The following is a 25,087-nucleotide window of genomic DNA, read 5'->3' as shown; positions in this document are numbered from 1 at the left end:
TACCTGTAGGAGCCGGCTTGCCGGCGAAGCACTACAACCCGCCCGTCGCCTGAAACCCCACCCCCAGTACCGTCAGTACCGACAGCGGCAACAGCAGGGTATCGAGCACAGCGCTAGCCGGCAGATCCACCCCCGGATAGCTAGGTGCCTCGGCGCCAAAGCGGTCCATGGCGCAGCAGCCTCCCTGCATCGCATACAGGTCCAGGCGCGTCCCCGAATACACCACCGGCGCGCCCGGTTGCACGGCATTCAAGGTCCGCACCGTGGCGCATCCTGCCAGTTGCAGGACCGCCAGCAGGATCAACAGGGATTTATTCATCGCTGCTCAAATGATGCTCGCCCCAGCGCGGCAACATGTCCTGGGGAATGTTCAGCAGATTGAGAATCCGCGCCACCACGAAATCCACCAGGTCATCGATGGTCTGCGGCTGGTGATAGAAGCCCGGCGACGCCGGCAGGATGGTCACCCCCATATTGGACAGCTTGAGCATGTGCTCCAGATGAATACTGGAATACGGCGCCTCGCGCGGCACCAGGATCAACTGCCGGCGCTCCTTGAGGGTCACGTCCGCCGCGCGCTCGATCAGGTTGTTGCAGGCCCCGGTGGCAATCGCCGACAAGGTGCCGGTGGAACAGGGCACCACCACCATCGCTGCCGGCGAACCGGAACCCGAGGCCACCGGCGACATCCAATCTTCCTTGCCGTAAACCCGGATCTGCCCCGCCGCCGCACCGGTGTACTCGGTGAGGAAGGCCTGCATCAACTGTGGCTTGGGTGGCAGGCTGACATCGGTTTCCGTGGCCATGACCAGTTGCGCGGCCTTGGAGATCAGGAAGTGCACTTCCCGATCCTCGCGCACCAGACAATCGAGCAGGCGCAAACCATACTGGGCGCCGGAGGCGCCGGTCATGGCCAGGGTGATGCGTTCCGGACCGTTGCTCATTGCAGGGCCTCGGCCAGTTTACCGTGCAGCCCGCCGAAACCACCGTTGCTCATGATCACCACCTGGGTGCCGGGTTTGGCCTGGCTCTTCACCCGTTCGATGATGCCCTCCAGGGAATCGCTGACGATCGACGGCACCGAACACAGGGCCGCCGTGGCCGCCAGGTCCCAGCCCAGGTTGGCCGGTGCGTACCAGATCACCTGATCGGCCTGGTTGACGCTTTCCGGCAGGCCATCACGATGCGCGCCGAGCTTCATGGAGTTGGAGCGCGGCTCGATGATGGCGATCACCGGGGCATCGCCGACCCGCTTGCGCAGGCCGTCCAGGGTGGTGGCAATGGCCGTCGGGTGGTGAGCGAAGTCGTCATAGATGGTCACACCGTGCACTTGCGCAACCTTCTCCATGCGCCGCTTCACGCTCTTGAACGCACTCAGTCCGGCAATCCCCATGGACGGCACCACGCCGACATGTCGCGCGGCGGCCAGGGTTGCCAGGGCGTTGGCCACGTTGTGCTGCCCGGTCAGTTCCCACTCCACCACGCCTTGGCTTACGCCTTCGAACATCACCTCAAAGGCCGAACCATCGGCACTGAGCAGTTTGACCTGCCATTGTCCGCCGGCACCGGTGGTCTGCACCGGAGTCCAGCAGCCCATCTCGATCACCCGCTGCAACGCCGGCTCGGTGGTGGGATGAATCACCAGGCCTTCGCTGGGAATGGTCCGCACCAGGTGATGGAACTGCCGTTCGATGGCAGCCAGATCCGGAAAGATATCCGCGTGATCGAACTCAAGGTTATTGAGGATCGCGGTGCGCGGGCGGTAATGGACGAACTTCGAGCGCTTGTCGAAGAAAGCGCTGTCGTATTCATCGGCTTCGATCACGAAGAACGGCGTGCCGCCCAGGCGCGCCGACACCGCGAAGTTCTGCGGCACGCCGCCGATCAGGAAGCCCGGGCTCATGCCGGCATGCTCCAGCACCCAGGCCAGCATGCTGCTGGTGGTCGTCTTGCCGTGGGTGCCGGCCACGGCCAGCACCCAGCGCCCTTGCAGCACATGATCGGCCAGCCACTGCGGACCGGACACATAGGGCAGGCCCTTGTTCAGTACATATTCCACCGCCGGATTGCCCCGGGACATGGCATTGCCGATCACCACCAGGTCCGGCGCAGGGTCCAGTTGGGCAGGATCGTAGCCTTGAGTCAGTTCGATGCCCTGGGCCTGCAGCTGGGTGCTCATCGGCGGATAGACGTTGGCGTCGGAGCCCGTTACGCGGTGGCCCAGCTCTTTGGCCAGAACCGCCATCGACCCCATGAAAGTGCCGCAGATACCGAGAATATGAATGTGCATAGTCGACCTCGAAAAACATCGGCGCAGGTTAGCCTAGAGGGCTGCAAATCGCACCCATTAGCTGAGCGGGTGGTTGTCGCCCCCTGCCGGCGCAGGCATCAAGGCCGTAGCCCTGTGCCAGCGACCAGGGGCCGGGCTTAGCGCGCGATGCCGTGCTTGCGCAGCTTTCTATAAAGGGTGTTGCGGCTGACTCCCAACTGCTCGGCGGTGTGGGTCATGTGCCAGCGCTGCTGCTCCAGAGCCGCCAGCAACGCTACCCGCTCGGCATCCTCCAGGGGACGCTCCTGCACCTCGGCAACCGGCTCGCTCACCGGCGCCGGGCGGCTGTGGCGGATCAACGGCGGCAGGTCTTCCAGAGCAATGCGACCGTTTTCGCACAGGGCCGCCAAGGTCCGCAGCACGTTGCGCAACTGGCGCACGTTGCCTGGCCATGAATAGCCCAGCAGGGCCTGGCGCGCGCCGTCGTCCAGCACCACGGGCTGCTCGCCCGCCTCCTCAGCCAGGAGAAAATCCAGCAACCGGGACTTGTCGCTGCGATCGCGCAGGGCCGGCAAGGCGATCTCCAGACCATTGAGCCGGTAATACAGGTCCTCGCGAAAACTGCCGTCACGCACCCGTTCCAGCAGGTCCCGGTGGGTGGCGCTGATGATGCGCACGTTGACCGCCTGGGGCTCACCGCCAATGGGCACCACCAGACGATCCTCCAGCACCCGTAGCAAGCGGGTCTGCAAGGCCAGGGGCATATCGCCGATTTCATCCAGGAACAGGGTGCCGCCATCGGCCTGCTGCAACTTGCCGCGCATGCCCTCCTTGCGCGCCCCGGTAAAACTGCCGCCGCGATAGCCGAACAACTCGCTCTCGATCAGGCTCTCCGGAATCGCCGCGCAGTTGAGCGCGACAAAAGCCTTGTCCGCCCGGGCGCTGCCCTGATGCACCGCCTTGGCGAAAGCCTCCTTGCCGGAGCCAGTCTCGCCGTTGATCAACAGCGGCACATCCCGTTCGAATACCCGCGAGGCCCGGCGAAAATCGTTCTGCAGCCCCTCATCACCCAGGCAAATGCCCGCTGGACGCGAAGGCGCAATGGCCACTGGCGCCCGCGATACCGATGGCGAGGCCGGCTGCGGCTGGCCGCGCAACAGGGCAAACAGGCGCCGCCCGTCCCGAGTGCGCAAGGGCCAACTGGCGCTGGCATTGATGCTGGCGCGACTGAGCAACTCATCCAGCGAGCAGTCAAAAAAGCTCTCCACCGGCTTGCCCAGCAGCCCCCCGCGAATATGCCCCAGCAGGTTCAGGGCACTCTGGTTCACCGCACAGATCCGGCCTTCACCATCGAACGCCAGCAGCCCTTCGCTGAACAGCCCCACCGACTCGGCCTGCAGATGAAAGCGCAACAGCCACTGGTTCTCGAAATAGCGCAGGAAATAGCAGCTCTCGATCATCTTCGCCGAGAGATTGACCAGGGCCATGGTGTGGAACTGGCTCTGCCGGGAAACATCCTGGCGCGCCGAAGACACATCCAGCACCGCCAGCAACTCGCCATGGGGATCGAACACCGGGCTCGCCGAGCAGGTCAGGCCCGTGTGCCGGCCGCGGAAATGCTCACCCTGGTGAATGGTCAGCGACTGGCGCTCCACCAGGCAGGTGCCGATGCCATTGGTGCCTTCCCGGGCCTCGCTCCAGTCGGCACCGAGCCAGAGACCGGCATGCTCGAAGATCTTGCGCTCGCTGGGGGCGGTAATGCAGTTGAGGATCACCCCGCGAGCGTCGGTCAGCAGCACCGCATGTCCGGCGCCGGACAACTGCTGATGCAGGTTGGTCATCTCGGTACCGGCAATCTGCAGCACATCCTGCAGGCGCTCGCGGCTCTCCAGCAGACGACCATGCTCCAGCACCGTGGGCGCCATGGCCTGGGCCGGGTCGAGATGATAGTCCTCAAGGCAGCGCAGCCAGGAACGGGCGATGGAAGGATCGCTGCCCGGCCCCTGCAGATGGGCCTTGCCCTGGGCAACGGTGAGCACCTGCTGGGCATGTCGGCTCAAGTGATTACTACTGTGCATTTCTTATTATTCTCCTGCTGCGCTGGCACGCTCAGACGAAATACCCTCGCCACTGCCGGGCCGCAATCGACCATGAAGGAGGAACGCTTATCAGATTTGTCCGACAAGATTCGACACGCGAACCAGCATCCTCCAGCCGCTGCTCCATTGCAATGCCGGCCTGACCCACAGGTCACAGGTTGTGCCAGCAAGGTTACAAACTGTCACTCAACCCTGTACCGCTTCCGTCACAACGCCCCGCCACAGCCCACTCGAAACATCCGTAAACCCTTGATGCACATGGTCCCCACCACGCTGGCCCGACCTTTGCTCTACGCTTGATATGCGCTAAAGCGCGTCCTCCCCCATAAGCATAAGAAGCCAGGAGATACCCACCATGCGTTACGCACACCCCGGTACTGAAGGCGCCATCGTTTCGTTCAAGAGCAAGTACGGCAACTACATCAACGGCGAATTCGTCGCGCCGATCAAAGGCCAGTACTTCACCAATACCTCGCCGGTCAATGGCCAGCCGATTGCCGAATTCCCCCGCTCCACCGCCGAAGACATCGACAAGGCGCTGGACGCCGCCCATGCCGCCGCCGATGCCTGGGGCGCCACCTCGGTACAGGCTCGCTCGCTGATCCTGCTGAAGATCGCCGACCGCATCGAACAGAACCTGGAACTGCTGGCCATCACCGAAACCTGGGACAACGGCAAGGCCGTGCGCGAAACCCTGAACGCCGACATCCCCCTGGCCGCCGACCACTTCCGCTACTTCGCCGGTTGCCTGCGGGCCCAGGAAGGCAGCGCCGCGGAAATCGACGGCAACACCGTGGCCTATCACATCCATGAACCCCTGGGCGTGGTCGGACAGATCATCCCGTGGAACTTCCCGATCCTGATGGCCGCCTGGAAACTCGCCCCGGCCCTGGCCGCCGGCAACTGCGTGGTGCTCAAGCCCGCCGAGCAGACGCCGCTGGGCATCACCGTGCTGCTGGAAGTGATCGGCGACCTGCTGCCGCCGGGTGTGCTCAACGTGGTGCAAGGTTTTGGCCGCGAAGCCGGCGAAGCCCTGGCCACCAGCAAGCGCATCGCCAAGATCGCCTTCACCGGCTCGACTCCGGTGGGCTCGCACATCATGAAATGCGCCGCCGAGAACATCATTCCGTCCACCGTGGAACTGGGCGGCAAGTCGCCGAACATCTTCTTCGAAGACATCATGCAGGCCGAACCCAAGTTCATCGAAAAGGCCGCCGAAGGCCTGGTGCTGGCGTTCTTCAACCAGGGTGAAGTCTGCACCTGCCCGTCCCGCGCCCTGGTGCAGGAGTCGATCTACGACGAATTCATGCAAGTGGTGATGAAGAAGGTCGAGCAGATCAAGCGCGGCGACCCGCTGGACACCGACACCATGGTCGGCGCCCAGGCCTCCGAGCAGCAGTTCGACAAGATCCTCTCCTACCTCGACATCGCCAAGAACGAAGGCGCGCAGCTGCTCACCGGCGGCAAGGTGGAAAAACTCGCAGGCGACCTGTCCAGCGGTTACTACATCCAGCCGACCCTGCTCAAGGGCACCAACAAGATGCGCGTGTTCCAGGAAGAGATCTTTGGCCCGGTGGTCAGCGTCACCACCTTCAAGGACGAAGCCGAAGCGCTGGCAATCGCCAACGACACCGAGTTCGGCCTGGGCGCCGGGGTCTGGACCCGCGACATCAACCGCGCCTACCGCATGGGCCGCGGGATCAAGGCTGGCCGCGTATGGACCAACTGCTACCACCTGTACCCGGCCCACGCCGCGTTCGGTGGCTACAAGAAGTCCGGGGTTGGCCGTGAAACCCACAAGATGATGCTCGACCATTACCAGCAGACCAAGAACCTGCTGGTGAGCTACGACATCAACCCACTGGGCTTCTTCTGATCGATCCTCCCGGCGACCCAGGTCGCCGGGAGGCCTTTTCGCGGCCCTGCCGCACCTGTTCACCTGCTCTGATCCGGTGCCGAAGGCTGGCCGGACGGGACACTGCTGTCGGAAGTTCTGCGCCAAACCAGTCGTGCACAGACCCTGCTTGAAAAACAATAACAAGGGACAAACGCAATGGATCAGATCGGCAACTACGTGCTCTACCTCATCATGCTCTGCGCCGTACTCGGCGCCTTCGCCGCCATCTACGACAGCGAGCGAGGCCTGGGCAAGGAATTCATGGAAGGCATCCACGCCACCGGCTACATCTTCGTGCCGGCCGCAGGGATCATGGCTTCCATCCCCTATCTCACCGTGGTCATCGAAACCGTCTTCGGCCCCTTCTTCAACTCCCTGGGCGCCGACCCGGCCCTGGCGGCGACCATGATCATCGCCTCGGACATGGGCGGCTATCAGCTGGCCTCGGCCCTGGCCGCGAGCAAGGAAGCCCTGGTGATGGCATTGATCACTGGCTTCATGGGCGGCGCCACCATCGTCTTCTCGATTCCCATGGGCCTGGCGATGCTCGACAAGCGCGACCACAAATACATGGCCCTGGGGATCATGTCCGGCATCCTCACCATCCCCGTCGGGGTGATGATCGCCAGCCTGATCCTGGCCTTCAGCAACCCGGTGGTACGCGAACTGGTCAGCACCAACGGCGAAGCCAGCTACCAACTGGCCATGGGCCTGGGCAGCATCTTCGCCAACCTGCTGCCAATCCTGATCTTCGTCGTGGCCCTGGCCCTGGGCCTGCGCTTCTTGCCGGACATGATGATCAAGGGCTTCATCATCTTCGGCCGGGCCATGGACGCGGCGATCAAGCTGGTGCTGGTGTTCTCCATCGTCGAGTACTTCACCGGAGCCTTCTCCGCGGTGTTCGGCAGCTGGGGGTTCCACCCGATCATCGCCGACGCCCAGGACCAGACCCGCGCCCTGGAAACCGCCGGCTACATCGGCATCATGCTGGCCGGCGCCTTCCCCATGGTCTACCTGCTGCGCAAATACCTGGGCAAGCCGTTGGAAAACCTCGGTGGCAAGATCGGCCTCAGCGCCGTGGGCAGTGCCGGCATGCTGGCGACCATCGCCAATATCCTCGCCATGTTCCGCCTGGTGCGCCTGATGCCGCCCAAGGACAAGGTGGTGAACATCGCCTTCGGGGTCTGCGCTGCCTTCCTGCTGGGGGACCATCTGTCGTTCACCGCCAACTTCCAGCCGACCATCATCCTGCCGGTGCTGATCGGCAAGATCAGCGCCGGTTTCGTCGCTGTCGGCCTGGCCTACTGGCTGTCGGTGCCCAAGGCGCTGCAACTGGAAGCCGAGGATCGGGCAGCGGGGATCATCGCTCCGGGCGAGTACCTGGGCGGCACCGCGCTGGACACTCCGGAACCCGCGGGCCAGAAGGCCACCGCCTGACTTCGGCGCGGCGAGGAACGCCAGCATGCAAGCCATCACGGGCGGCACATCGGTGTTGCTGCTGGGGCTGGACTTCGGCTCCACCACCAGCAGCGCGCTGATCGCCCAGGCCAGCCTGAGCAGCCATTGCGTCACCGGACGCATGGCCCTCAACGAGCCCCGGGTGCTGTTTCGCGGCGAGCCGGTGTTTACCCCGTTCAAGGACCGGATCATCGATGAAACGGCGATCCAGGGTCTGATCCAATGCTGGCTTGAGCAAGCCGGCGTGCGCCCGGAACAGCTGTTTTCCGCGGGCGTGATCATTACCGGCCTGGCGGCGCGGCGGCACAACGCCCAGGCCCTGACACGCCGGGTCGAGCAACTGATCGGCAATGTGCTGATCTCCCGCGCCGACGACGGTGGGCTGGAGTCCTGGCTGGCATTCATGGGCAGCTGTTCGACCCTGAGCCGCTTTTATCCACAGCAACCGCTGCTCAACCTGGATATCGGCGGCGGCACTACCAACGCTGCCTGGGGCCTGGATGGCAATGTCCTGGCCAGCGGCTGCCACTTCATCGGCGCCCGGCACTTGCAGTTCGAGCCGGGCAGTTATCGCCTCAGTGCGCTGTCGGAATTCGGCCGGGCGCTGCTCGATCACCTGCAGATCCACAAGACTGTTGGCCAGCCGCTCGACAACCCGGAGCGGGATGCAGTGGTCAACTGGTACGTCGACGCCCTGGTCGCCATCGCCGAAGGTGATCGCACCTTTTTTACCGGCACGCTGGGGCAACTGACCGAGCAACTGCCGTTGATCCTCCCCGAACACGCTGCCAACCCGGCCCTGACCTTTTCCGGTGGCGTGGGTGAGTTGCTCTATCGTCACCTGCAAGGCGAACCCATGCCTGGCACCACCTGTTACGGCGACCTGGGCATCGATCTGGCCCTGGCCATCGCCCGCCACCCACGACTGATCCGGGATGCCAGCCGCCTGGTGCCGGAAAACCGCGGCCGGGCCACGGTCTACGGCCTGACCCTGCACAACACCGAAATCTCCGGCAGCACCCTGTTCCTGCCCCGGCCCGAAGTGCTGCCGCTCAAGGACCTGCCCATCGTCGCCCGCCTGCCCATGGACGCCTCGCGGCAACAGCTGGACGACGCCCTGGCCCTGGCCTTGAGCAGCCGCGACGGTGCCTGCCTGCAACTGCTCGACGGCGGCCAGGCGCCGGGCCTGGAGCAAATCCGTCAATTGGGCGCCCTGTTGTCCCGCGCCCTGAGCGCGGCACGCCCCGCCCCTCAATGGCCGCTGGTGCTGCTGCTGGAAAGCAACGTCGGCAAGGTCCTGGGCAACTACGCCACGGATTGGGGGCGCAGTTCTTGCAACCTGATCGTCATCGATGAAGTGCGCGAGCGTTCGGCGCATTTCATCAATCTGGGAACACCCCATCAGCACATCGTGCCCGTCGCCTTTTACGGCGTGCACTAGAAGCCGATGCCAGCCAAGGAGCGTCTTGCCATGCCACTCACCGAACTGCAGCACATCCGCCTTCCAGCCGCCCCGGCCGAGCGCGGCTACAGCACCCGGGTGCTGGATCGCGAGATCGCCTTCTGCAGCCTCAAGGCGGTGCTCGGCGCCGCCGACATCAGCAAGGCCGGCGACCGCGTGGCAGGGCTGGCCGCCGTGGACGAGATCACCCGCGAAGCGGCGCGCAAGGTGCTCTCGGAGCTGACCCTGGCGCACTATTTCGAGCATCCGCTGACCGATCGCCACGGGCGCATCGACAGCGTCATGCAGGTCAACTACGACATCGACCACCAAGTCTTCAGCGAGATTGCCGAACTGACGCTCGGCGCCCTGAAAGATCGCCTGCTGCGCAGCCACGGCACCGAAATACGCCGCATCGGCACGGCCATGACCGGAGTGATGGCCGCGGCCCTGGCCAAGCTGCTGGACGTGCATGAACTGATCCTGCTGTCGAAAAAGCTCAAGAGCGGCGCGGCGGCCAAGGCCCGCACCCTGGTAGGCCTGCCCGGCACCCTGTCATCGCGCTTGCAGCCCAACCATCCCACCGACAACCTCAGCGGCATCACCCTGCTGGTCTACACCGGGCTGAGCATGGGCTCGGGGGATGCGTTGATTGGCCTCAATCCGGCCATCGACACCGTGGAGAACATCAGCGCCACCCTGCACCACCTGGACACATTGCGCCAGGAAACCGGGGCGCCGACGCAGATCTGCGTGCTCTCCCACATCAAGACCCAACTGGCCTGCCTCGACCAGGGCGCGCCGGTGGAGATCATGTTCCAGAGCCTGGCTGGCACCGAACGCACCCTGACCGATGAATTCGATGTCACCGTGCAGTTGCTCGACCAGGCCTGGCAGACCATGGCCGAGCGCGGCCCGCTGCGAGGCGTGGCGGAAAATTTCATGTACTTCGAGACCGGCCAGGGCAGCGAGCTGACCTACGGCAAGCACGAAGGCATCGACATGACCACCTGTGAGGCCCTGTGCTACGGGCTGGCCCGGCGTTATCGGCCGTACATGGTGAACAACGTCACCGGCTTCATCGGCCCGGAAACCCACCTCGACAACTTCGAGATGACCTATTCCTGCCTGCAGGACCAGTTCATGGGCAAGCTGCTGGGCCTGCCCATGGGCATGGCGCCCTGCTACACCCTGCACTCGCAAGTGACCCTGGAAGGCCAGCAGATGGCCACCGAGCTGCTGACCGCCGCCGGTGCCAACTTCTTCATGGACGTATACCTGAGCACCGACCGCATGCTCGCCTACTTCGACACCAGCGCCCACGACAACCAGACCCTGCGCGAAGTCCACGACCTGAAGCCGGCCCCGGAGTACCTGCGCTGGGCCCTGGGCAGGGGGATTTTCCAGGAGGATGCCCACGGCAACGTCGAGCGCGGGCCGAACTGGGGCAACCCGAGGATCTTCTGCAAGTCGGACATCGACTTCCAGCGCCTGCTGGAGTCCACCCCGGCCACCTACGGCTTCGACAACGCCGGACCGCGCCCGGCCAACAGGGTGTCGCGCACGGTGCGGGCCAACCTGGCGGTGGCCCGGGAAGCGATCTACGTCGACCTGCGCCCTGCCGAAATCGCCGCCATTCCCCTGCGCGAGCTGCGCACCGCGGCCCCGGACAAGCTGGCGCATCTGCAAGACCCGGAGCTGGGGGCACGGCTGACCGAGGAGGTGCTGCGGCGCCTGCAAGCGGAATACAACGATGTGCAGATCGTGATTTCCGACGGCCTCAGCGCCGAAGCCATCCACCACAACATTCCCCAACTGCTACCGGTGCTGCTGGACGGCCTGCAAAGCCGCGAGCTGCGCATCGGCCAGCCGATCCTCGCCCCCTATGGCCGGGTCAAGCTGGCGGAGTCGGTGGGCGAAGCCCTGCAACCACAACTGATCATCGTGCTGATCGGCGAACGGCCCGGCGGCGATGCCCTGGCCTCGCGCAGCATGTCCGCCTACCTGGGCTACCGCCTGCCGGACGACCAGGCCCGCGCCGCCGCCGCGCAATTCAGCGGCAACCCGGACATTCGCTACGAATACACGGTGATCTCGAACATCTACAGCGGTGGCCTGCCACCGCTGGAAGGCGGCAGCCTGGTGGCGGAAAAGGCCTTTGCCATCCTCCAGCACAGGGCTGCCGGCAACCGCCTGGAAAACCTGCTGAAGAAGGTGGCATCCTGATGACCCGCCAGCACTCGGCAACGCCCCTATATCGTTGAAACGGAGACTGAGATGGCCCAATTTTCCCACAGCGTAGGTTCTCAGACCTATCGCTTCGACAGCCTCAAGGAAGTCATGGCCAAGGCCAGTCCGGCCCGCTCCGGCGACTTTCTGGCCGGGGTTGCCGCCCTCAACGACGGCGAGCGGGTCGCCGCCCAGATGACCCTGGCGGATATCCCCCTAAAGCACTTTCTCGAAGAGGTGCTGATTCCCTACGAAACCGACGAAGTCACCCGGCTGATCATCGACAGCCATGACAAACAGGCCTTCGCCACGGTCAGCCACCTGACCGTGGGCGGCTTTCGCGACTGGCTGCTCAGCGACGCCGCCGACGAGCAAAGCCTTCGGGCCCTGGCCCCGGGCCTGACCCCGGAAATGGCCGCCGCGGTGTCGAAGATCATGCGCGTGCAGGACCTGGTCCTGGTGGCGCAGAAGATTCGCGTGGTGACAAAGTTTCGCGGCACCCTGGGCCTGCGCGGGCGCCTGTCCACCCGCCTGCAGCCCAACCATCCCACCGATGAGCCTGCGGGCATTGCCGCGAGCATTCTCGACGGCCTGTTGTACGGCAACGGCGACGCGATGATCGGCATCAACCCGGCCACCGACAGCATCGCCTCGATCTGCGCCATGCTGGAAATGCTCGACGCCATCATCCAGCGCTATGAAATCCCGACCCAGGCCTGCGTGCTGACCCACGTCACCACCTCCATCGAGGCGATCAACCGCGGTGTGCCCCTGGACCTGGTGTTCCAGTCGATCGCCGGCACCGAAGCGGCCAACGCCAGTTTCGGCATCAACCTCAATGTGCTCAAGGAAGGCTACGAAGCGGGCCTGAGCCTGAACCGCGGCACCCTCGGGCAGAACCTGATGTACTTCGAAACCGGCCAGGGCAGCGCCTTGTCGGCCAACGCCCACTTCGGCGTCGACCAGCAGACCTGCGAAACCCGCGCCTACGCCGTGGCCCGGCATTTCAAGCCGTTCCTGGTGAACACCGTGGTCGGCTTCATCGGCCCGGAATACCTGTACAACGGCAAGCAGATCATCCGCGCCGGTCTGGAAGACCACTTCTGCGGCAAGCTGCTGGGCGTGCCCATGGGTTGCGACATCTGCTACACCAACCACGCCGAGGCCGACCAGGACGACATGGACACCCTGCTGACCCTGCTGGGCGTGGCCGGGATCAACTTCATCATGGGTATCCCCGGTTCCGACGACATCATGCTCAACTACCAGACCACGTCGTTCCACGACGCGCTCTACGCCCGCCAGACCCTCGGCCTGAAACCCGCCCCCGAATTCGAGCAGTGGCTGGCCAGGACCGGCATCTTCACCCAGGCCGATGGCAAGGTGCATTTCGGCAACAACCTGCCGCCGGCGTTCCGCCAGGCATTGGCGCAGTTGGGATAAGGAACAGGCTCATGCAAAAACATCCGAGCGACTCGCAAAACCCCTGGCTGGAACTGCGCCGCCTGACCCCGGCCCGCATTGCCCTGGGCCGCACCGGCACCAGCCTGCCCACCGGCGCCCAGCTGGACTTCCAGTTCGCCCATGCCCAGGCCCGGGATGCGGTGCACCTGCCTTTCGACCACGCCGGCCTGAGCGCCCAATTGGCCGAGCGCGGTCGTGACAGCCTGCTGGTGCACAGCGCCGCCACGGATCGCCACAGTTACCTGCAACGCCCTGATCTGGGGCGTCGGCTCAGTGATGAATCGGCCCAGAGCCTGCGCGACTACGCCAGCGCCCATCCCGGCGGGGTCGACCTGGCGGTGGTGGTGGCGGACGGTCTGTCGGCGCTGGCGGTGCATCGCCACACCCTGCCATTCCTGGCGCGCATGGAGGAACAGACCGCCGCCGAAGGCTGGTCGCTGTCGCCATTGATCCTGGTGGAACAGGGCCGGGTAGCGGTAGCCGACGAGATTGGCGAACTGCTGGGCGCGAAGATGACCGTGATCCTGATCGGTGAGCGTCCCGGGCTCAGTTCTCCCGATAGCCTGGGGTTGTACTTCACCTACCAGCCGAAAGTCGGGCTCACCGACGCCTATCGCAACTGCATCTCCAACGTGCGCCTGGAAGGCCTGAGCTATGGCATGGCCGCCCATCGCCTGCTGTACTTGATGCGCGAAGCCTGTCGCCGGCAATTGTCGGGGGTAAACCTCAAAGACGAAGCGCAAGTGCAGACCCTGGACAGCGACTCAACGGCAGACATGAAGGGCAACTTCCTTCTGGGGCCGCCCCAGGCGTGATTTTGCGAGACGATTGCGCTTTTTAAGCGCTTTGGGCAGCATCGGGACACGGCTGCCCGAGTCATCCAACCTGTGCCGTCACATCCACTTGAAGTTGAGAGCTACCCATGCGGATTACTCAAGCAACCCTCGAGCACCTGGATCTGTTGACCCCGCTTTTCGTCAAATACCGTGAGTTCTATGGCGCTCTGCCTTATCCGGACTCGTCCCGGGCCTTTCTGGAAAAGCGCCTGCGACGCAAGGAATCGGTGATCTACCTGGCCCTGGCCGATGATGACAGCAGCAAGTTACTGGGCTTTTGCCAGCTGTACCCGAGCTTTTCTTCGCTGTCCCTCAAGCGTGTATGGATTCTCAACGACATCTACGTCGCCGAAGACGCCCGCCGCCAGCTGGTGGCCGACAACCTGATGCGCACCGCGAAGAAAATGGCCAAGGAATCCAATGCCGTGCGGCTACGGGTTTCCACCAGCAGCAACAACGCCGTGGCACAGAAAACCTATGAGTCCATGGGGTTTCGCGAAGACACCGAATTCAAGAACTACATATTGCCGCTGAGCGATGACTGACCCACAAAAAAGCGGCCTCAGGGCCGCTTTATCTGCTCCGGCGAACATCAAATCCTCTGCGTTTGCTCCCCCTCGCAAACCGAAACGCCCGGCTACAATCTGAACGCGCATTTCACCTGTCAGTCTTTATAATGCCGAACTTTTCGGATCGTAAGAAAAGCTACATCCCCTTGTAGTCCCTTTCTTCGAGTCATCGCACAGGCCTGCAGAACCAGGCTGTCACCACAGGTGCCCCCCCATGGATTTCAACCCGATCGACCTAATCCTTCATCTCGACGTTTATCTCGACATGCTGGTGACCAACTACGGGCCCTGGATCTACGCCATCCTGTTCCTGGTGATTTTCTGCGAAACCGGCCTGGTGGTGACGCCGTTCCTGCCTGGCGACTCCCTGCTGTTCATCGCCGGCGCAGTCGCGGCGGGCGGCGGCATGGACCCGGTGCTGCTGGGCGGCCTGCTGATGCTGGCGGCAATCCTTGGCGACAGCACCAACTACGTGATCGGGCGAACGGCGGGCGAACGCCTGTTCAGCAACCCCAACTCGAAGATCTTCCGCCGCGACTACCTGCAGAAAACCCACGACTTCTATGAGAAGCACGGCGGTAAGACCGTGACCCTGGCGCGCTTCCTGCCGATCATCCGCACCTTCGCGCCCTTCGTCGCCGGCGTGGCCCGCATGCCTTACCCGCGGTTCTTTGCCTTCAGCGTGGCCGGCACCATTCTCTGGGTCGGCGGCCTGGTGACCCTGGGCTACTTCTTCGGCAACGTGCCGTTCATCAAGAAAAACCTTTCGTTGCTGGTGGTGGCCATCATCCTCCTGTCCCTGGTGCCGATGATCATTGGCGTGCTGCGCAGCCGCATGGCCCGCAGCGCTGAAAAAGTCGAAACCCGCTAAATCGCATGTGGTCCCTCAGCGCCTGGCGCCGCAAGCGCCGGCTGGCCAAGCATCCGGTCAGCGATGACACCTGGCAGCGGGTACGCCAGCAACTACCCTTCCTCGACGGCATCAGCGCCGCCGAGGACCAGTGGCTACGGGAAGCCAGCGTGCTGTTCCTGGACGACAAGCACCTCACCACCCTGCCCGGGGTGGAACTGCATCAGGAGCAGCGCCTGCTGCTGGCAGCCCAGGCGCAACTGCCGCTGCTGCACCTGGGCGACCTGAACTGGTACCAGGGCTTCCACGAAATCATTCTCTACCCCGACGATTTCCTCAGCCCTCAGCGCCACCGCGATGCCAGCGGCATCGAGCATGAGTGGGATGGCGAACACAGTGGCGAAGCCTGGCAGCAGGGACCGATCATCCTCGCCTGGCCCGGAGTGCAAGCCAGCGGCGGCTGGGAAGCCTACAACCTGGTGATCCACGAACTGGCCCACAAACTGGACATGCTCAACGGCGATGCCAACGGCCTGCCGCCGCTGCACAGCGACATGCGGGTCAGCGACTGGGCCCAGGTGATGCAAAGCGCCTACGACGACCTCAACCGTCAACTCGACCACGACCCGGACGCCGAAACCGCCATCGACCCCTACGCGGCGGAAAACCCGGCCGAGTTCTTCGCCGTCACCAGCGAATACTTCTTCAGTGCCCCAGACTTGCTGGCGGCGGCCTATCCGAAAGTCTATGCACAGTTGCAGCTGTTTTATCGGCAGAATCCATTGGCCCGGCTACAGCAACTTCAAGCTGAAGACCCGGTCTATCAAACGCATCACTAATGTCCTGTCGCGCCGATACGTTGTTCATCTGAAGGGCAGTTGAAAGACTACTGCAGCGCCTACCGACCGATGGCAAAACCGTCGGTCGCACGGCTCGCCCGAATATGTCTGCGAGACAGTACAACCAAGGTTCTACGACCCTTGGCACGTAGCAACGGTTGCGGAGTGTGTCTATAATCGCCGCCACTTTTTGGTCAATCCGGCCAAGTCATTTGGTCAACTAACGGGGGCAACGCCCAATGAGCTACAGCAAGATTCCGGCGGGCAAAGACCTGCCGAACGACATCTACGTCGCTATCGAAATCCCGGCCAACCACGCGCCGATCAAGTACGAAATCGACAAAGACAGCGACTGCCTGTTCGTTGACCGTTTCATGGCCACCCCGATGTTCTACCCGGCCAACTACGGCTTCATCCCCAACACCCTGGCTGACGACGGCGACCCCCTCGACGTGCTGGTCGTGACCCCTTACCCAGTAGCGCCAGGCTCGGTGATCCGTGCCCGTCCAGTGGGCATCCTGAACATGACCGACGACGGCGGCGGCGATGCCAAGGTGATCGCGGTACCTCACGACAAGCTGTCCCAGCTGTATGTCGACGTGAAGGAATACACCGACCTGCCAGCCCTGCTGCTGGAGCAGATCAAGCACTTCTTCGAAAACTACAAAGACCTGGAAAAAGGCAAGTGGGTGAAGATCGACGGTTGGGGCAACGCTGACGCGGCCCGCGCCGAGATCCTGAAGTCGGTTGCGGCCTATAAAGGCTGAGAAGCAGCTGCAAGCTTCTAGCGACAAGCTTCAAGAGAAAGCCCCGGTTATCCGGGGTTTTTTTATGCTCGCACACCGCAGCATCACCTGTAGGAGCCGGCTACCGGCGACAGGCCTCGTCTGGCAATCACGCATCCGGCAACACATTTCCCGCACTTTCTGCAGCTTCAAGGGCTCTGGATCGCGCTTCGCACTGGGAATTGCCAGCGAATGTGCGTATGCTGCGCCCCACATTTGCGCATCGACCCTCCCTGCGGTCAGATCGCCCGACGAAGCGGATGACTTTCCCGCCCAGTCCCACAGCCAGCCGCAAGAGCTGGGTGTACGTTTTGAAGGCTGGTGCGGTTTACCAAAAATGAACCAAGCCAGTCCCCGAGAAGCCGGCCACAAGCCGGCTTTTTAATTACCGGTCTCCCACTAAAAGCTTCCTGACGGCCTGGCGATTGACTGTGGAGTGCCCGGCCAAACGACGTGACAAAAAGGCAATAATAATGAAGCTGTGCTCTCGCTAAGCAGGACGTTTCTTAATCGCTGAAAAAACGAAGAATGGAAGCCCAAGATGGCCTTGCCAGGGCCCCCAGTAAAGCGAAGCGCGTGCGTCAATGAATCCATTGTTATTGAGATCGTCAATAATATCCCAGCCAAAGTTCTGAAAACAAAGCGAGCCTTCGTTGGAGACTGGATTGCCGTGATATTCGGGAGGCAAATGGTGTTCAACCTGCCCATCAGCACGTAGTGAGGCACGCACCCTCGTCACCTGCTGGTCAAAGAAGAAGGGAATTGTAAATACCAACATGCCTCCGTCATCTAATACACGCGCACACTCTCGGAAGGCTTGATGATAGTTAGGGATGTGCTCGAAGACGTCTTGAGTTACAACCAGATCAAAACTTTTTGCGGCAAAAGACAATTGCGTCAAATCCTCATGACGCACAAGACGCGGATATCCCTTGTAGTGCAGAGACTTTTGCCCTAGTTTTTTATCGTCACCCAAGTATTCGCTACCGGTAACTTTGTCAAAAAGACGCTCGATAACAGGATAGCTGGGAGTAGTACGCTCGGCGCAATATACGCGTTTATAGTTCGCTCCTTGTTCCCCTTCGAGCAATCGGCGTAGGTAATCGATTACTGCACGCATACGGCTGTTCAGACCGCAAACTTGGCAGGCAGCAGTTTCTGTCCACGCTGGATGCACTGAGCCTGCGGCATTAGTTGCACAGTAGTGCCAGGTAAGTTGCATATCGGTAACTGTACCACAGGCAGCACAGTACGCCCGTAATGTAGTTGGGTGACGCGAGGGCAACATACAGTCGTCTATCGTATCGAGTACGCCGAAGAGCTCGTTTAAGTGTTTTGACTGCGAGTCGAAGGCCGACTTGCTGATGAAGCTGCCTAGCCAAATAGATGGATAAAAGCAATCGTGGTTCATGCGACTCTCACTGTTAACTGAAGTATTAGGTATCGACTTTTTACGTGCGTTCACGCTGGCGTTTGTAGAACTCAAAAATCGAGATTTCGCTGTTGCCCGAAAAATCATCTTCGACGTGAAGCGGACTTAGATCGAAATCCAGCTGCCAGCGGCACTCCATCACTTGGCGGATTGGTAGCTGACTTGCACGATGGCATGAGCCAAGATGTGAAAATGCCGGCCCAACAACCCTTAACGCATCATCAAGAAACTCAAGGGCGCCGGCATGAATCTCCTCGATCTCTGTAAAATGACGTTGCGCTAAACCAGGCGACTTGTAGCGCGGAGCGCCGGCGGCATCGAAACCGAGAAGCTGGCCATGAGGTGCCGTTAGCACTGCTTCAAATAACAGCGAATATTGATATAAGGGAACATCGGAACGGAAGGGGTCAATAAAGTCGCCGAAGCAACCTTTAGCGAACTGACCAAGACTATCTACGCACCTAGCCTTGTCGGTCGTGACAAAGTAGTAACCACCCACGATACCCTCGACAACACTAGCAAGCGCCTTCTGAATTGTCCCACTGTAGCCAATATCCACCAACGCGGAACGACGGTTGGCTATCAGACCGTGCGCGTACCGGCGATAACGCTCACATGCAATCTCGGACTGTGCGGAGATCAAATCTAGGCATTGACCGAGTTGTTTTATGGCTCGCGGGCGTTCCAAAGGCAGCACAATTGGCCGCTGCATCGCTTCCTCTCCGAGGCGGGCTACGAACGGTGCTAAATTCTCGATACAGTATCGACTGCTCAGTAGCTCCCCAAAGGAGCCGTTGAAGTGAGCATCAAGCAAAAGCTCCAGCGAAAGATTATCCTGAATCGCAGCAAGGCCGGCCGAGGCGCGCGAGCAGAGAAAATAGGCTCCTGCAGGGAGCGCTACGTCGGAGGGGGATAAACGTTCAAATATAAGATCGTGGGCCTGCTTTAGGAGGTGGCCTTCGCGACTCGCATAAAGCAGCAGCTCAACTCGATCGACACGTGCGCGGCCGAGGAGCCAAGCCATAAAGACCGTCAAAGCAGGGCCAATTGTAAGGTAGCCAAAGTCGCGTAAGCTACGAATTTCCACTCGCCGACTCTCACCGTCTATCCCTATTGGCGAAGCTGCGCGATTTGGCAAAAACAGGCGGTTGGCGAGCAAACCCAATAGAAGCCCTTCCTGCCAATGCTCCTGCAACATCCAGCTTGCTGCATCCTCGTTGAAGAGCAGGAATTGATCTGCTGCACGCATGACATGTATGGGGTGCATAAAACCGGCATCGAGAGGGCGCTGAAGATCTGAGTGTTCGTTATCGCCTACGTGGAGCCACTGCTTTTCGGATACATTCTCGTGCGCAGGTAGCAGCTGCCACATAGTACCGGTATCTTTACGCGCACCAAACTCGTTCGATACATAAATTTTTTCAAAAATATCCAGGTCATGGCTGGCGAGCAATCGACTCAAGAAACTCTCGTCAAGATACATATCCGAGACTAGCACCATCCGCTTGCCCTGCGCGGCAAGTGCTCGAGCCGCATCGCAAACTTCGTCGCGAGGGCTAAGTATGGCTGACTCGATTTCTAGTTCGAGCATAAGTATTTGCTCCGAACTTATAGAATCGTCAATGAGATCTCCGAGAGCGTCGTAGATTTGTGTAATATTGACGTCGGCGGTATCGTATTTAAGAAGTGCAAAATGCTCGGCCTTTTTTCGGAGATGCGCGAAATCCTTAATACCAAAACGTTCAGCCACCATTTGCTCTAAGAAAGAGAATAGATGGTCAGGGGAAAGCCAAGGACGCACTAGCAAGGTGTCAAAAATGTCGAAAGAAACAATCTGGGCGAAAGGCGCCATTGCTAGAATACGATCGCGAATGCTTCCTGCGAAGTATTGAGCAAGGTTTTTACGGCCCGGGCAAATAAACAATGTTGAGTTATTCTCAGCATCAAGCATTACACGAAAACCATAGCCGGCGTGTTGAGCAGCCAACACGAAAAAGCGCTCAATCGTATGCTGCAGCGTTCCGTCGGACTGTCCGCACTCTTCTGGAAAGTCGTTGTAACCAAGACACAAGTCTATCAACGGGTACAAAGCGTCATTGCGCGCCCAAAACATCGACCCAAGCGGCGCATCAATATATTGTGAGTGAGAAATATCTATATTGAGACGGGCACCAAGTTGAAGCCCAATTCCTCGATTCTGCAACCAAGTGTGCGCCCAATAGGGTAAGTCCCCAAAAGTATCCGGGTAGACAATACCAAGTTTTGGCTCTCTCTCGAATAAGCTAAAAATCTGGCGGATACGCCTCTCGCCGCCTAGTAGGCCTTTGATCAAATAGTCTCGCCACTCAGTACGCTCACGACCGGAATACAGCGACTTCTTTGTGTGAATATGCAGCACGTAACGGTGTGCACGAATCGCAGCTGCATAGGTGACTAGAAAGGGAGCGATGTCGCGTCCACGGTTTGGAGTCACCTGCACTTCAACGTGTGCAGCACGCTCCAGCCTGGTTGCCATATCACATACTTGCAGCCGCGCCTCGTCATTTGTTACTGAAACGTAAAGATCAAACGGCCAAGGAATATCATTGAGAGCAACAACTATGGATTCAAATAGCTCTGGATAATAGGCATGAACTATTACTGCAATACCACCCTTGGGGCACACTTCGCTACAGTCGCCGCCAACCAACTCGTGAGCGATGGAGGTGTAGCGAAAAAACTGCTCAGCATTGCCCCTAGCACTACGTTTGAGCGGTAAACGTCGTAAAATTCCGCGGTATCCCTCAACGCGATATATATACCAAATTTTTCGCAATAGATGAGAATAACCGCCACTATTACGAGCCACCCGAATAATATAAGCCAAGAAATTAAGCAGTATTATTTTCTTAAAAAACCGCAAAAAAAACCTTAAGACCTTTGAATACCGCATACGTTGAAAACACCTTGCAACGAGATTTAAACCGCTGTGCGCGAGCTGAATCAACCAGCAAAAAAACACTAAGAGCCAACAAAAACAAGCCCTTTCAACTATGTTTTCTGGAAACTCACTTCGAGTATAGCATTGCCACCTTAGACAGCTTGAAACCAAATAAAAACCTTACTACATATATTTAAACAATCCAGCTCATGAAACATGATGCTAATTTCGGCCACCACTTAAGAAACGCTTGAAATTTCGCAACGGCTTAGTTACCCGCCAACTAAATGAGTTATAAACTGCTGCAATTTTAGCATCCTGCTCAGTTACAACTTGATTCAGACCGACAATCTGATTATTGAGATAACTCACGCTCGCACTCAAACGCTGTACCAGCTCAGCCTCGTGAATAGATTGCTCAAAGACTCCACTAGCCAAGTCGGGAAGCTCAGAGTCAGAAGCTACTGCAATCAAATAAATCGGATGCGATATTCCAAACTTTGCTGTTAGGGGATCGTCGACCAGTTCGTAGCTTCTAATTAAACTCTCGCGATCTTCACATGCGATTACGGAACCGTAAAGCACTCGCTGCCCGTACATACTATGATTAGTAAAATAGGAGTCCAGCAACCTTTTAAACTCTTCACGATAAAGCTCTTTAACATGGTGTGGATTCTTAAAGCCTGGTTTGTCCGAGTACTCCAGCTTTTCCGGGCTGGAGATCACAAGTGTACCCCCAGGTCGCAAAACCCTTTTAATCTCTTGCATCATGGATTCATGTTCATCGTGATGCTCTATTGTCTCGAAGCTGACCACAACATCAACACTCGCATCGTCGAGCGGAATCGCAGAGCAGGATCCAAGACGAAATTCAACGTTACTAGTTTGGTATTTCGCATTCGCATGGGATACTGCTTCTGGAGAGATATCAACTCCAATGACGCTACGGGCAACACCGGCGAGCATGGCACTGCCGTAACCCTCGCCGCTAGCAATATCTAATACATCCTTACCCTGTATGACATCATGGGCTAGTAGGTAACGATGGATATGCTCCAATTCGATATCGCCACGCACATCGGGAAGAAAACGCTCGCCAGTAAACTTCATATAATTATTTCCTTGCTATGAGCACTAGGGCAGCTGGGTATTCGAATGAAAAAATCTCACAACTCATGAATCCGGCCCCTAAAACCGTCTTCCAGGCGTCAGCTCCAAACTCTGTGTAAACTACTTGATCTGCTGCAGGTATACCTGGCCGCCCATGGTAACTTGGCGGAAGCCCAACTCTCGAACGACTCAATCGGTCAACGACTATTGGCACCGTAAAGATGCATTTACCACCATTGCGTAAAACCCTATAACACTCCGAAAGCGCCCTTTCCGGATTAGCAATATGTTCCAATGTATCAGAATGAATTACCAAATCAAAACTTTCCGACTCAATGTCCAGATCAATCATATCAAACTGAGGATACTCGACCAGCTTGTGCAAGGACATCTTCTGTAAAAATGGAGTTAGGTTTCCAGCTTGATTTATTTCTAACATCGAGACAGCTGTTCGCGACTCACAGAACTGCTCTAAAGTCCCTATAAATTTATATTCGCACAGAATTGCAGCGGCCAAGGCCATTGCGCGCAAATTATTAAAGCATTGCGCACAGTGATAACCTTGCTGCCTATCAATATAGGAAATTTCAGCCGCGGATAATTGCCAGGAATTAAAAAGCTCTGACCATAAAACATCACGTTGAAGAAGTTTACTTCCACCGCACACAGGGCAAGGCCCTAAAAATTGACGCATCATTTTTCCGCCAAAGTTATTTTTTTCATCGGCACACCAATAAGCCCATGCCGTACCTTGCTAGATGCAACATGAAGAATCAACGCATTATGCAACCAATGGTGCTGCACGTGATTATAAAGGTCGCCCTCAGCCAGAGAAGTCATTACCACATAGTCACCATTGGGCAACATAGGCAGCTCAAATATGAACTCACCCTCCAAAACTCGCCCTGCCTGCACGGGCAATGAGTGCAATTGAGTAAATGGCAAAGTATTTTCGCCAAATAAATCCTGCCCTAGCTTATCCCGTACTAGAAAGCCCAAAATGGGCTGAGTCATATCCTGATGGATCACCGCTCGAATGACCATACGGACTGTCTCTCCCCCCTTTAAAATAGCAGCACCTTCGGCCAGACCGATCACGCTAAGCTGAACAGCAGTAATCTCACCTGCACCGCTCTTCCAACCATGAGCCTCTGAAAGATTGCTTATAATCTGAACCTGCGACTCGCAGTCCAGCGCAGGTAGTGGCTCAACCAATCCGGACGTAGCCTCTACCTGAACCTTTGTCGTAAATGCCTGACTGTCGATGGCCTGCAACTGCACCTCGTGTCCATACGCCTGCTGCAGAGTGTATTGCAAATAGGCTTCTGAAACTTCTTGTGCTTTACCTAATTGACGCACTTGCCCTCTATGCAGCCAAATAACTTTTTCACATAGATTGAGAACGGAGCCCATGTCATGACTAACAAAAAGCAGCGTGCCGTGCTCTTTAAACTTTCGAATGAAACGCATACATTTTTGAGTGAATAAAATATCACCTACGGAGAGCGCCTCATCCACTATCAAAATATCTGCATCCACATGCGCAATTACTGCAAATGCCAACCTGACCATCATACCACTAGAATAGGTTTTTACAGGCTGCTCAATAAAATCGCCAATCTCAGCAAATGAGGCAATATCATCAAACCGAGAGTCAACTTCTTCTTTTTTTAACCCTAATACACTGGCATTCATATAGACATTTTCACGCCCGGTAAACTCCGGATTGAAGCCAGAGCCTAGTTCCAGCAAGGCGGCAATACGTCCATTTGCTCTAATCTCGCCACCGGTAGGATTAAGGATTCCACAGATCATTTGCAGGAGCGTGGATTTACCGCTGCCGTTACAACCGATAATGCCGACTGTCTCTCCCTTCTTGACCTCAAAGCTCAGCCCCCTGAGCGCCCAGAACTCACGATAATACTGGCGCGACTGCATACCGACAGCTCGCTGCAAAGGGGAGAGCACAAATTGCTTGAGCCGATTCCGCGGATGATCATAGATATGGTAACACTTGCTCAGATTCGAGACATTGATGGCGACTTCAGAGGACATCGGCAAACCCCTTACGTGTCTTTTGAAACCAGGCAAAGCCAAGCCAAGCGATGATGAACGTTGCTACCCAGTACACAGTAAGCAGCGTGAAATTCGGGGGAGTGCCAAAATACAGTACTGCACGGGTCTGCTCGATTACCGGCGTGAGCGGGTTCAGGTACATCAGATGACGGTAAACCTCAGGCAGCGCTGCGGCAGAGTAGAAAATTGGGCTTAAAAACATGAGTACCGTCGTCATGAGGTTGATTAGCTGACCAACATCACGCAGATAAACCCCCAAAGACGATAAAGCCCAACTTAATCCCATTATGAAGAAGATGAACGGCAACACAATCAGCGGCAAATAGAACACTGTAAAGTGCGGGATTCCAAAGAGGAACAGATATGCCAATAGCCACACCCCTAGACTAATGAAGCTATGAAACAAGGCGGAGATCAAGCCGACAAAGGGCAAGACTTCTAGCGGAAACACTACCTTTTTAACATAGTTGACATTAGTAAGGATGAGTCCCGGCGCACGGTTGATACACTCAGCAAAGAGATTGAACACCATGAGCCCTGCAAATAGCACCAACGCAAAGTCCGCCTTGGACTCCCCACCACCACTCCAGCGAGCCTTGAAGACCTCACTAAACACTAATGTGTAAACAGCTAGCATGAGCACAGGATTGAAGAACGACCATAAAAGCCCCATGACTGAGCCGCGATAACGGCCCAGCACCTCACGCTTAGCGGAGACCTTGATCAACTCCCGATGACGCCACAGACTGGCAAACATTTCTCTTGGACTAGCAGAAAAATTTCGCATTAAACAAACACCTTATTCAACTCCGA

The 25,087-nt window shown here is 58.6% G+C and carries 20 protein-coding genes; 10 read left to right on the top strand and 10 right to left on the bottom strand.

Features of this window, described 5'->3' with window-relative positions:
• Positions 1-31: 31 nt before the first annotated feature.
• The 4 genes from BLV47_RS02770 to BLV47_RS02755 all read right to left on the bottom strand — a co-directional run bounded on the left by BLV47_RS02770 (position 32) and on the right by BLV47_RS02755 (position 4,347).
• Complete coding sequence (locus BLV47_RS02770; RefSeq protein ID WP_092309623.1) at positions 32-319, bottom strand: YceK/YidQ family lipoprotein; 288 nt, start codon at positions 317-319, stop codon at positions 32-34.
• The gene (gene ubiX / locus BLV47_RS02765; protein WP_016966094.1) at positions 312-944 is read right to left on the bottom strand and encodes a flavin prenyltransferase UbiX; all 633 of its coding nucleotides are present in this window, start codon (positions 942-944) and stop codon (positions 312-314) included. Before ubiX ends, BLV47_RS02770 begins: the two co-directional genes overlap by 8 nt.
• Positions 941-2,290, bottom strand: a complete 1,350-nt coding sequence (mpl, locus tag BLV47_RS02760; RefSeq protein WP_092309620.1) for a UDP-N-acetylmuramate:L-alanyl-gamma-D-glutamyl-meso-diaminopimelate ligase — start codon at positions 2,288-2,290, stop codon at positions 941-943. Before mpl ends, ubiX begins: the two co-directional genes overlap by 4 nt.
• A 137-nt stretch (positions 2,291-2,427) precedes the next feature.
• Positions 2,428-4,347 carry a sigma-54-dependent Fis family transcriptional regulator gene (locus BLV47_RS02755; RefSeq protein WP_092309617.1) on the bottom strand — a complete coding sequence of 640 codons (1,920 nt, stop codon included), beginning with the start codon at positions 4,345-4,347 and terminating at the stop codon, positions 2,428-2,430.
• A gap of 376 nt (positions 4,348-4,723) precedes the next feature.
• Between BLV47_RS02755 and exaC the strand changes: the two genes are divergently transcribed.
• The 10 genes from exaC (at position 4,724) to ppa (ending at position 16,718) form a co-directional block, all read left to right on the top strand.
• On the top strand, positions 4,724-6,244 hold the full coding sequence (exaC, locus tag BLV47_RS02750) for an acetaldehyde dehydrogenase ExaC (protein ID WP_092309614.1): 1,521 nt from the start codon (positions 4,724-4,726) through the stop codon (positions 6,242-6,244).
• A gap of 177 nt (positions 6,245-6,421) precedes the next feature.
• Complete coding sequence (gene eutH / locus BLV47_RS02745) at positions 6,422-7,702, top strand: ethanolamine utilization protein EutH (protein WP_092309611.1); 1,281 nt, start codon at positions 6,422-6,424, stop codon at positions 7,700-7,702.
• A gap of 25 nt (positions 7,703-7,727) precedes the next feature.
• A complete protein-coding gene (locus BLV47_RS02740) occupies positions 7,728-9,164 on the top strand; it encodes an ethanolamine ammonia-lyase reactivating factor EutA (RefSeq protein ID WP_092309608.1) in 1,437 nt (478 codons plus the stop codon).
• A gap of 30 nt (positions 9,165-9,194) precedes the next feature.
• Positions 9,195-11,390 (top strand): ethanolamine ammonia-lyase, encoded by a 2,196-nt coding sequence (locus tag BLV47_RS02735; RefSeq protein WP_092309605.1) that lies wholly within the window; start codon positions 9,195-9,197, stop codon positions 11,388-11,390.
• Between the two features lie 51 nt (positions 11,391-11,441).
• Positions 11,442-12,836, top strand: a complete 1,395-nt coding sequence (locus BLV47_RS02730) for an ethanolamine ammonia-lyase subunit EutB (protein ID WP_092309602.1) — start codon at positions 11,442-11,444, stop codon at positions 12,834-12,836.
• An 11-nt stretch (positions 12,837-12,847) separates the two neighbouring features.
• Entirely contained in the window at positions 12,848-13,672 is an 825-nt protein-coding gene (eutC, locus tag BLV47_RS02725; RefSeq protein ID WP_092309599.1) for an ethanolamine ammonia-lyase subunit EutC, read from the top strand.
• Between the two features lie 107 nt (positions 13,673-13,779).
• Positions 13,780-14,238 (top strand): GNAT family N-acetyltransferase, encoded by a 459-nt coding sequence (locus BLV47_RS02720; protein WP_016966085.1) that lies wholly within the window; start codon positions 13,780-13,782, stop codon positions 14,236-14,238.
• 238 nt (positions 14,239-14,476) lie between these two features.
• Positions 14,477-15,133 (top strand): DedA family protein, encoded by a 657-nt coding sequence (locus tag BLV47_RS02715; RefSeq protein ID WP_092309596.1) that lies wholly within the window; start codon positions 14,477-14,479, stop codon positions 15,131-15,133.
• Positions 15,134-15,138: 5 nt separating this feature from the next.
• On the top strand, positions 15,139-15,951 hold the full coding sequence (locus BLV47_RS02710) for a M90 family metallopeptidase (protein ID WP_092309593.1): 813 nt from the start codon (positions 15,139-15,141) through the stop codon (positions 15,949-15,951).
• Between the two features lie 239 nt (positions 15,952-16,190).
• Complete coding sequence (gene ppa, locus BLV47_RS02705) at positions 16,191-16,718, top strand: inorganic diphosphatase (RefSeq protein ID WP_011063696.1); 528 nt, start codon at positions 16,191-16,193, stop codon at positions 16,716-16,718.
• 508 nt (positions 16,719-17,226) lie between these two features.
• Here ppa and BLV47_RS02695 read toward each other — a convergent pair.
• The 6 genes from BLV47_RS02695 to BLV47_RS02670 all read right to left on the bottom strand — a co-directional run bounded on the left by BLV47_RS02695 (position 17,227) and on the right by BLV47_RS02670 (position 25,061).
• A complete protein-coding gene (locus tag BLV47_RS02695; protein ID WP_167365619.1) occupies positions 17,227-18,201 on the bottom strand; it encodes a class I SAM-dependent methyltransferase in 975 nt (324 codons plus the stop codon).
• Positions 18,188-21,100 carry an HAD-IA family hydrolase gene (locus BLV47_RS02690; protein WP_092309584.1) on the bottom strand — a complete coding sequence of 971 codons (2,913 nt, stop codon included), beginning with the start codon at positions 21,098-21,100 and terminating at the stop codon, positions 18,188-18,190. Before BLV47_RS02690 ends, BLV47_RS02695 begins: the two co-directional genes overlap by 14 nt.
• 210 nt (positions 21,101-21,310) lie before the next feature.
• Positions 21,311-22,198, bottom strand: coding sequence for a class I SAM-dependent methyltransferase (locus BLV47_RS02685; protein ID WP_092309581.1), 888 nt, complete (start codon positions 22,196-22,198; stop codon positions 21,311-21,313).
• A gap of 4 nt (positions 22,199-22,202) precedes the next feature.
• Positions 22,203-22,895 carry a class I SAM-dependent methyltransferase gene (locus tag BLV47_RS02680; RefSeq protein WP_208605244.1) on the bottom strand — a complete coding sequence of 231 codons (693 nt, stop codon included), beginning with the start codon at positions 22,893-22,895 and terminating at the stop codon, positions 22,203-22,205.
• A complete protein-coding gene (locus BLV47_RS02675) occupies positions 22,892-24,253 on the bottom strand; it encodes an ABC transporter ATP-binding protein (protein ID WP_092309575.1) in 1,362 nt (453 codons plus the stop codon). Before BLV47_RS02675 ends, BLV47_RS02680 begins: the two co-directional genes overlap by 4 nt.
• Positions 24,243-25,061 (bottom strand): ABC transporter permease, encoded by an 819-nt coding sequence (locus BLV47_RS02670; RefSeq protein ID WP_092309572.1) that lies wholly within the window; start codon positions 25,059-25,061, stop codon positions 24,243-24,245. Before BLV47_RS02670 ends, BLV47_RS02675 begins: the two co-directional genes overlap by 11 nt.
• Positions 25,062-25,087 lie beyond the last annotated feature (26 nt).

The organism is Pseudomonas saponiphila (assembly GCF_900105185.1).
Classification (GTDB): Bacteria; Pseudomonadota; Gammaproteobacteria; order Pseudomonadales; family Pseudomonadaceae; genus Aquipseudomonas; species Aquipseudomonas saponiphila.
This window is presented reverse-complemented; position numbering and strand designations above follow the sequence as displayed.

Excerpts from the sequence above, each read along its gene's own strand:
- BLV47_RS02685 (WP_092309581.1), bottom strand. The coding sequence starts at position 22,198 with ATGAAGTTTACTGGCGAGCGTTTTCTTCCCGATGTGCGTGGCGATATC.
- BLV47_RS02770 (WP_092309623.1), bottom strand. The coding sequence starts at position 319 with ATGAATAAATCCCTGTTGATCCTGCTGGCGGTCCTGCAACTGGCAGGA.
- eutC (WP_092309599.1), top strand. The coding sequence starts at position 12,848 with ATGCAAAAACATCCGAGCGACTCGCAAAACCCCTGGCTGGAACTGCGC.
- BLV47_RS02730 (WP_092309602.1), top strand. The coding sequence starts at position 11,442 with ATGGCCCAATTTTCCCACAGCGTAGGTTCTCAGACCTATCGCTTCGAC.
- BLV47_RS02715 (WP_092309596.1), top strand. The coding sequence starts at position 14,477 with ATGGATTTCAACCCGATCGACCTAATCCTTCATCTCGACGTTTATCTC.
- ppa (WP_011063696.1), top strand. The coding sequence starts at position 16,191 with ATGAGCTACAGCAAGATTCCGGCGGGCAAAGACCTGCCGAACGACATC.
- BLV47_RS02720 (WP_016966085.1), top strand. The coding sequence starts at position 13,780 with ATGCGGATTACTCAAGCAACCCTCGAGCACCTGGATCTGTTGACCCCG.
- BLV47_RS02690 (WP_092309584.1), bottom strand. The coding sequence starts at position 21,100 with ATGCGGTATTCAAAGGTCTTAAGGTTTTTTTTGCGGTTTTTTAAGAAA.
- BLV47_RS02670 (WP_092309572.1), bottom strand. The coding sequence starts at position 25,061 with ATGCGAAATTTTTCTGCTAGTCCAAGAGAAATGTTTGCCAGTCTGTGG.
- ubiX (WP_016966094.1), bottom strand. The coding sequence starts at position 944 with ATGAGCAACGGTCCGGAACGCATCACCCTGGCCATGACCGGCGCCTCC.
- BLV47_RS02755 (WP_092309617.1), bottom strand. The coding sequence starts at position 4,347 with ATGCACAGTAGTAATCACTTGAGCCGACATGCCCAGCAGGTGCTCACC.
- eutH (WP_092309611.1), top strand. The coding sequence starts at position 6,422 with ATGGATCAGATCGGCAACTACGTGCTCTACCTCATCATGCTCTGCGCC.
- BLV47_RS02675 (WP_092309575.1), bottom strand. The coding sequence starts at position 24,253 with ATGTCCTCTGAAGTCGCCATCAATGTCTCGAATCTGAGCAAGTGTTAC.
- BLV47_RS02735 (WP_092309605.1), top strand. The coding sequence starts at position 9,195 with ATGCCACTCACCGAACTGCAGCACATCCGCCTTCCAGCCGCCCCGGCC.
- BLV47_RS02740 (WP_092309608.1), top strand. The coding sequence starts at position 7,728 with ATGCAAGCCATCACGGGCGGCACATCGGTGTTGCTGCTGGGGCTGGAC.
- exaC (WP_092309614.1), top strand. The coding sequence starts at position 4,724 with ATGCGTTACGCACACCCCGGTACTGAAGGCGCCATCGTTTCGTTCAAG.
- mpl (WP_092309620.1), bottom strand. The coding sequence starts at position 2,290 with ATGCACATTCATATTCTCGGTATCTGCGGCACTTTCATGGGGTCGATG.
- BLV47_RS02680 (WP_208605244.1), bottom strand. The coding sequence starts at position 22,895 with ATGATGCGTCAATTTTTAGGGCCTTGCCCTGTGTGCGGTGGAAGTAAA.
- BLV47_RS02710 (WP_092309593.1), top strand. The coding sequence starts at position 15,139 with ATGTGGTCCCTCAGCGCCTGGCGCCGCAAGCGCCGGCTGGCCAAGCAT.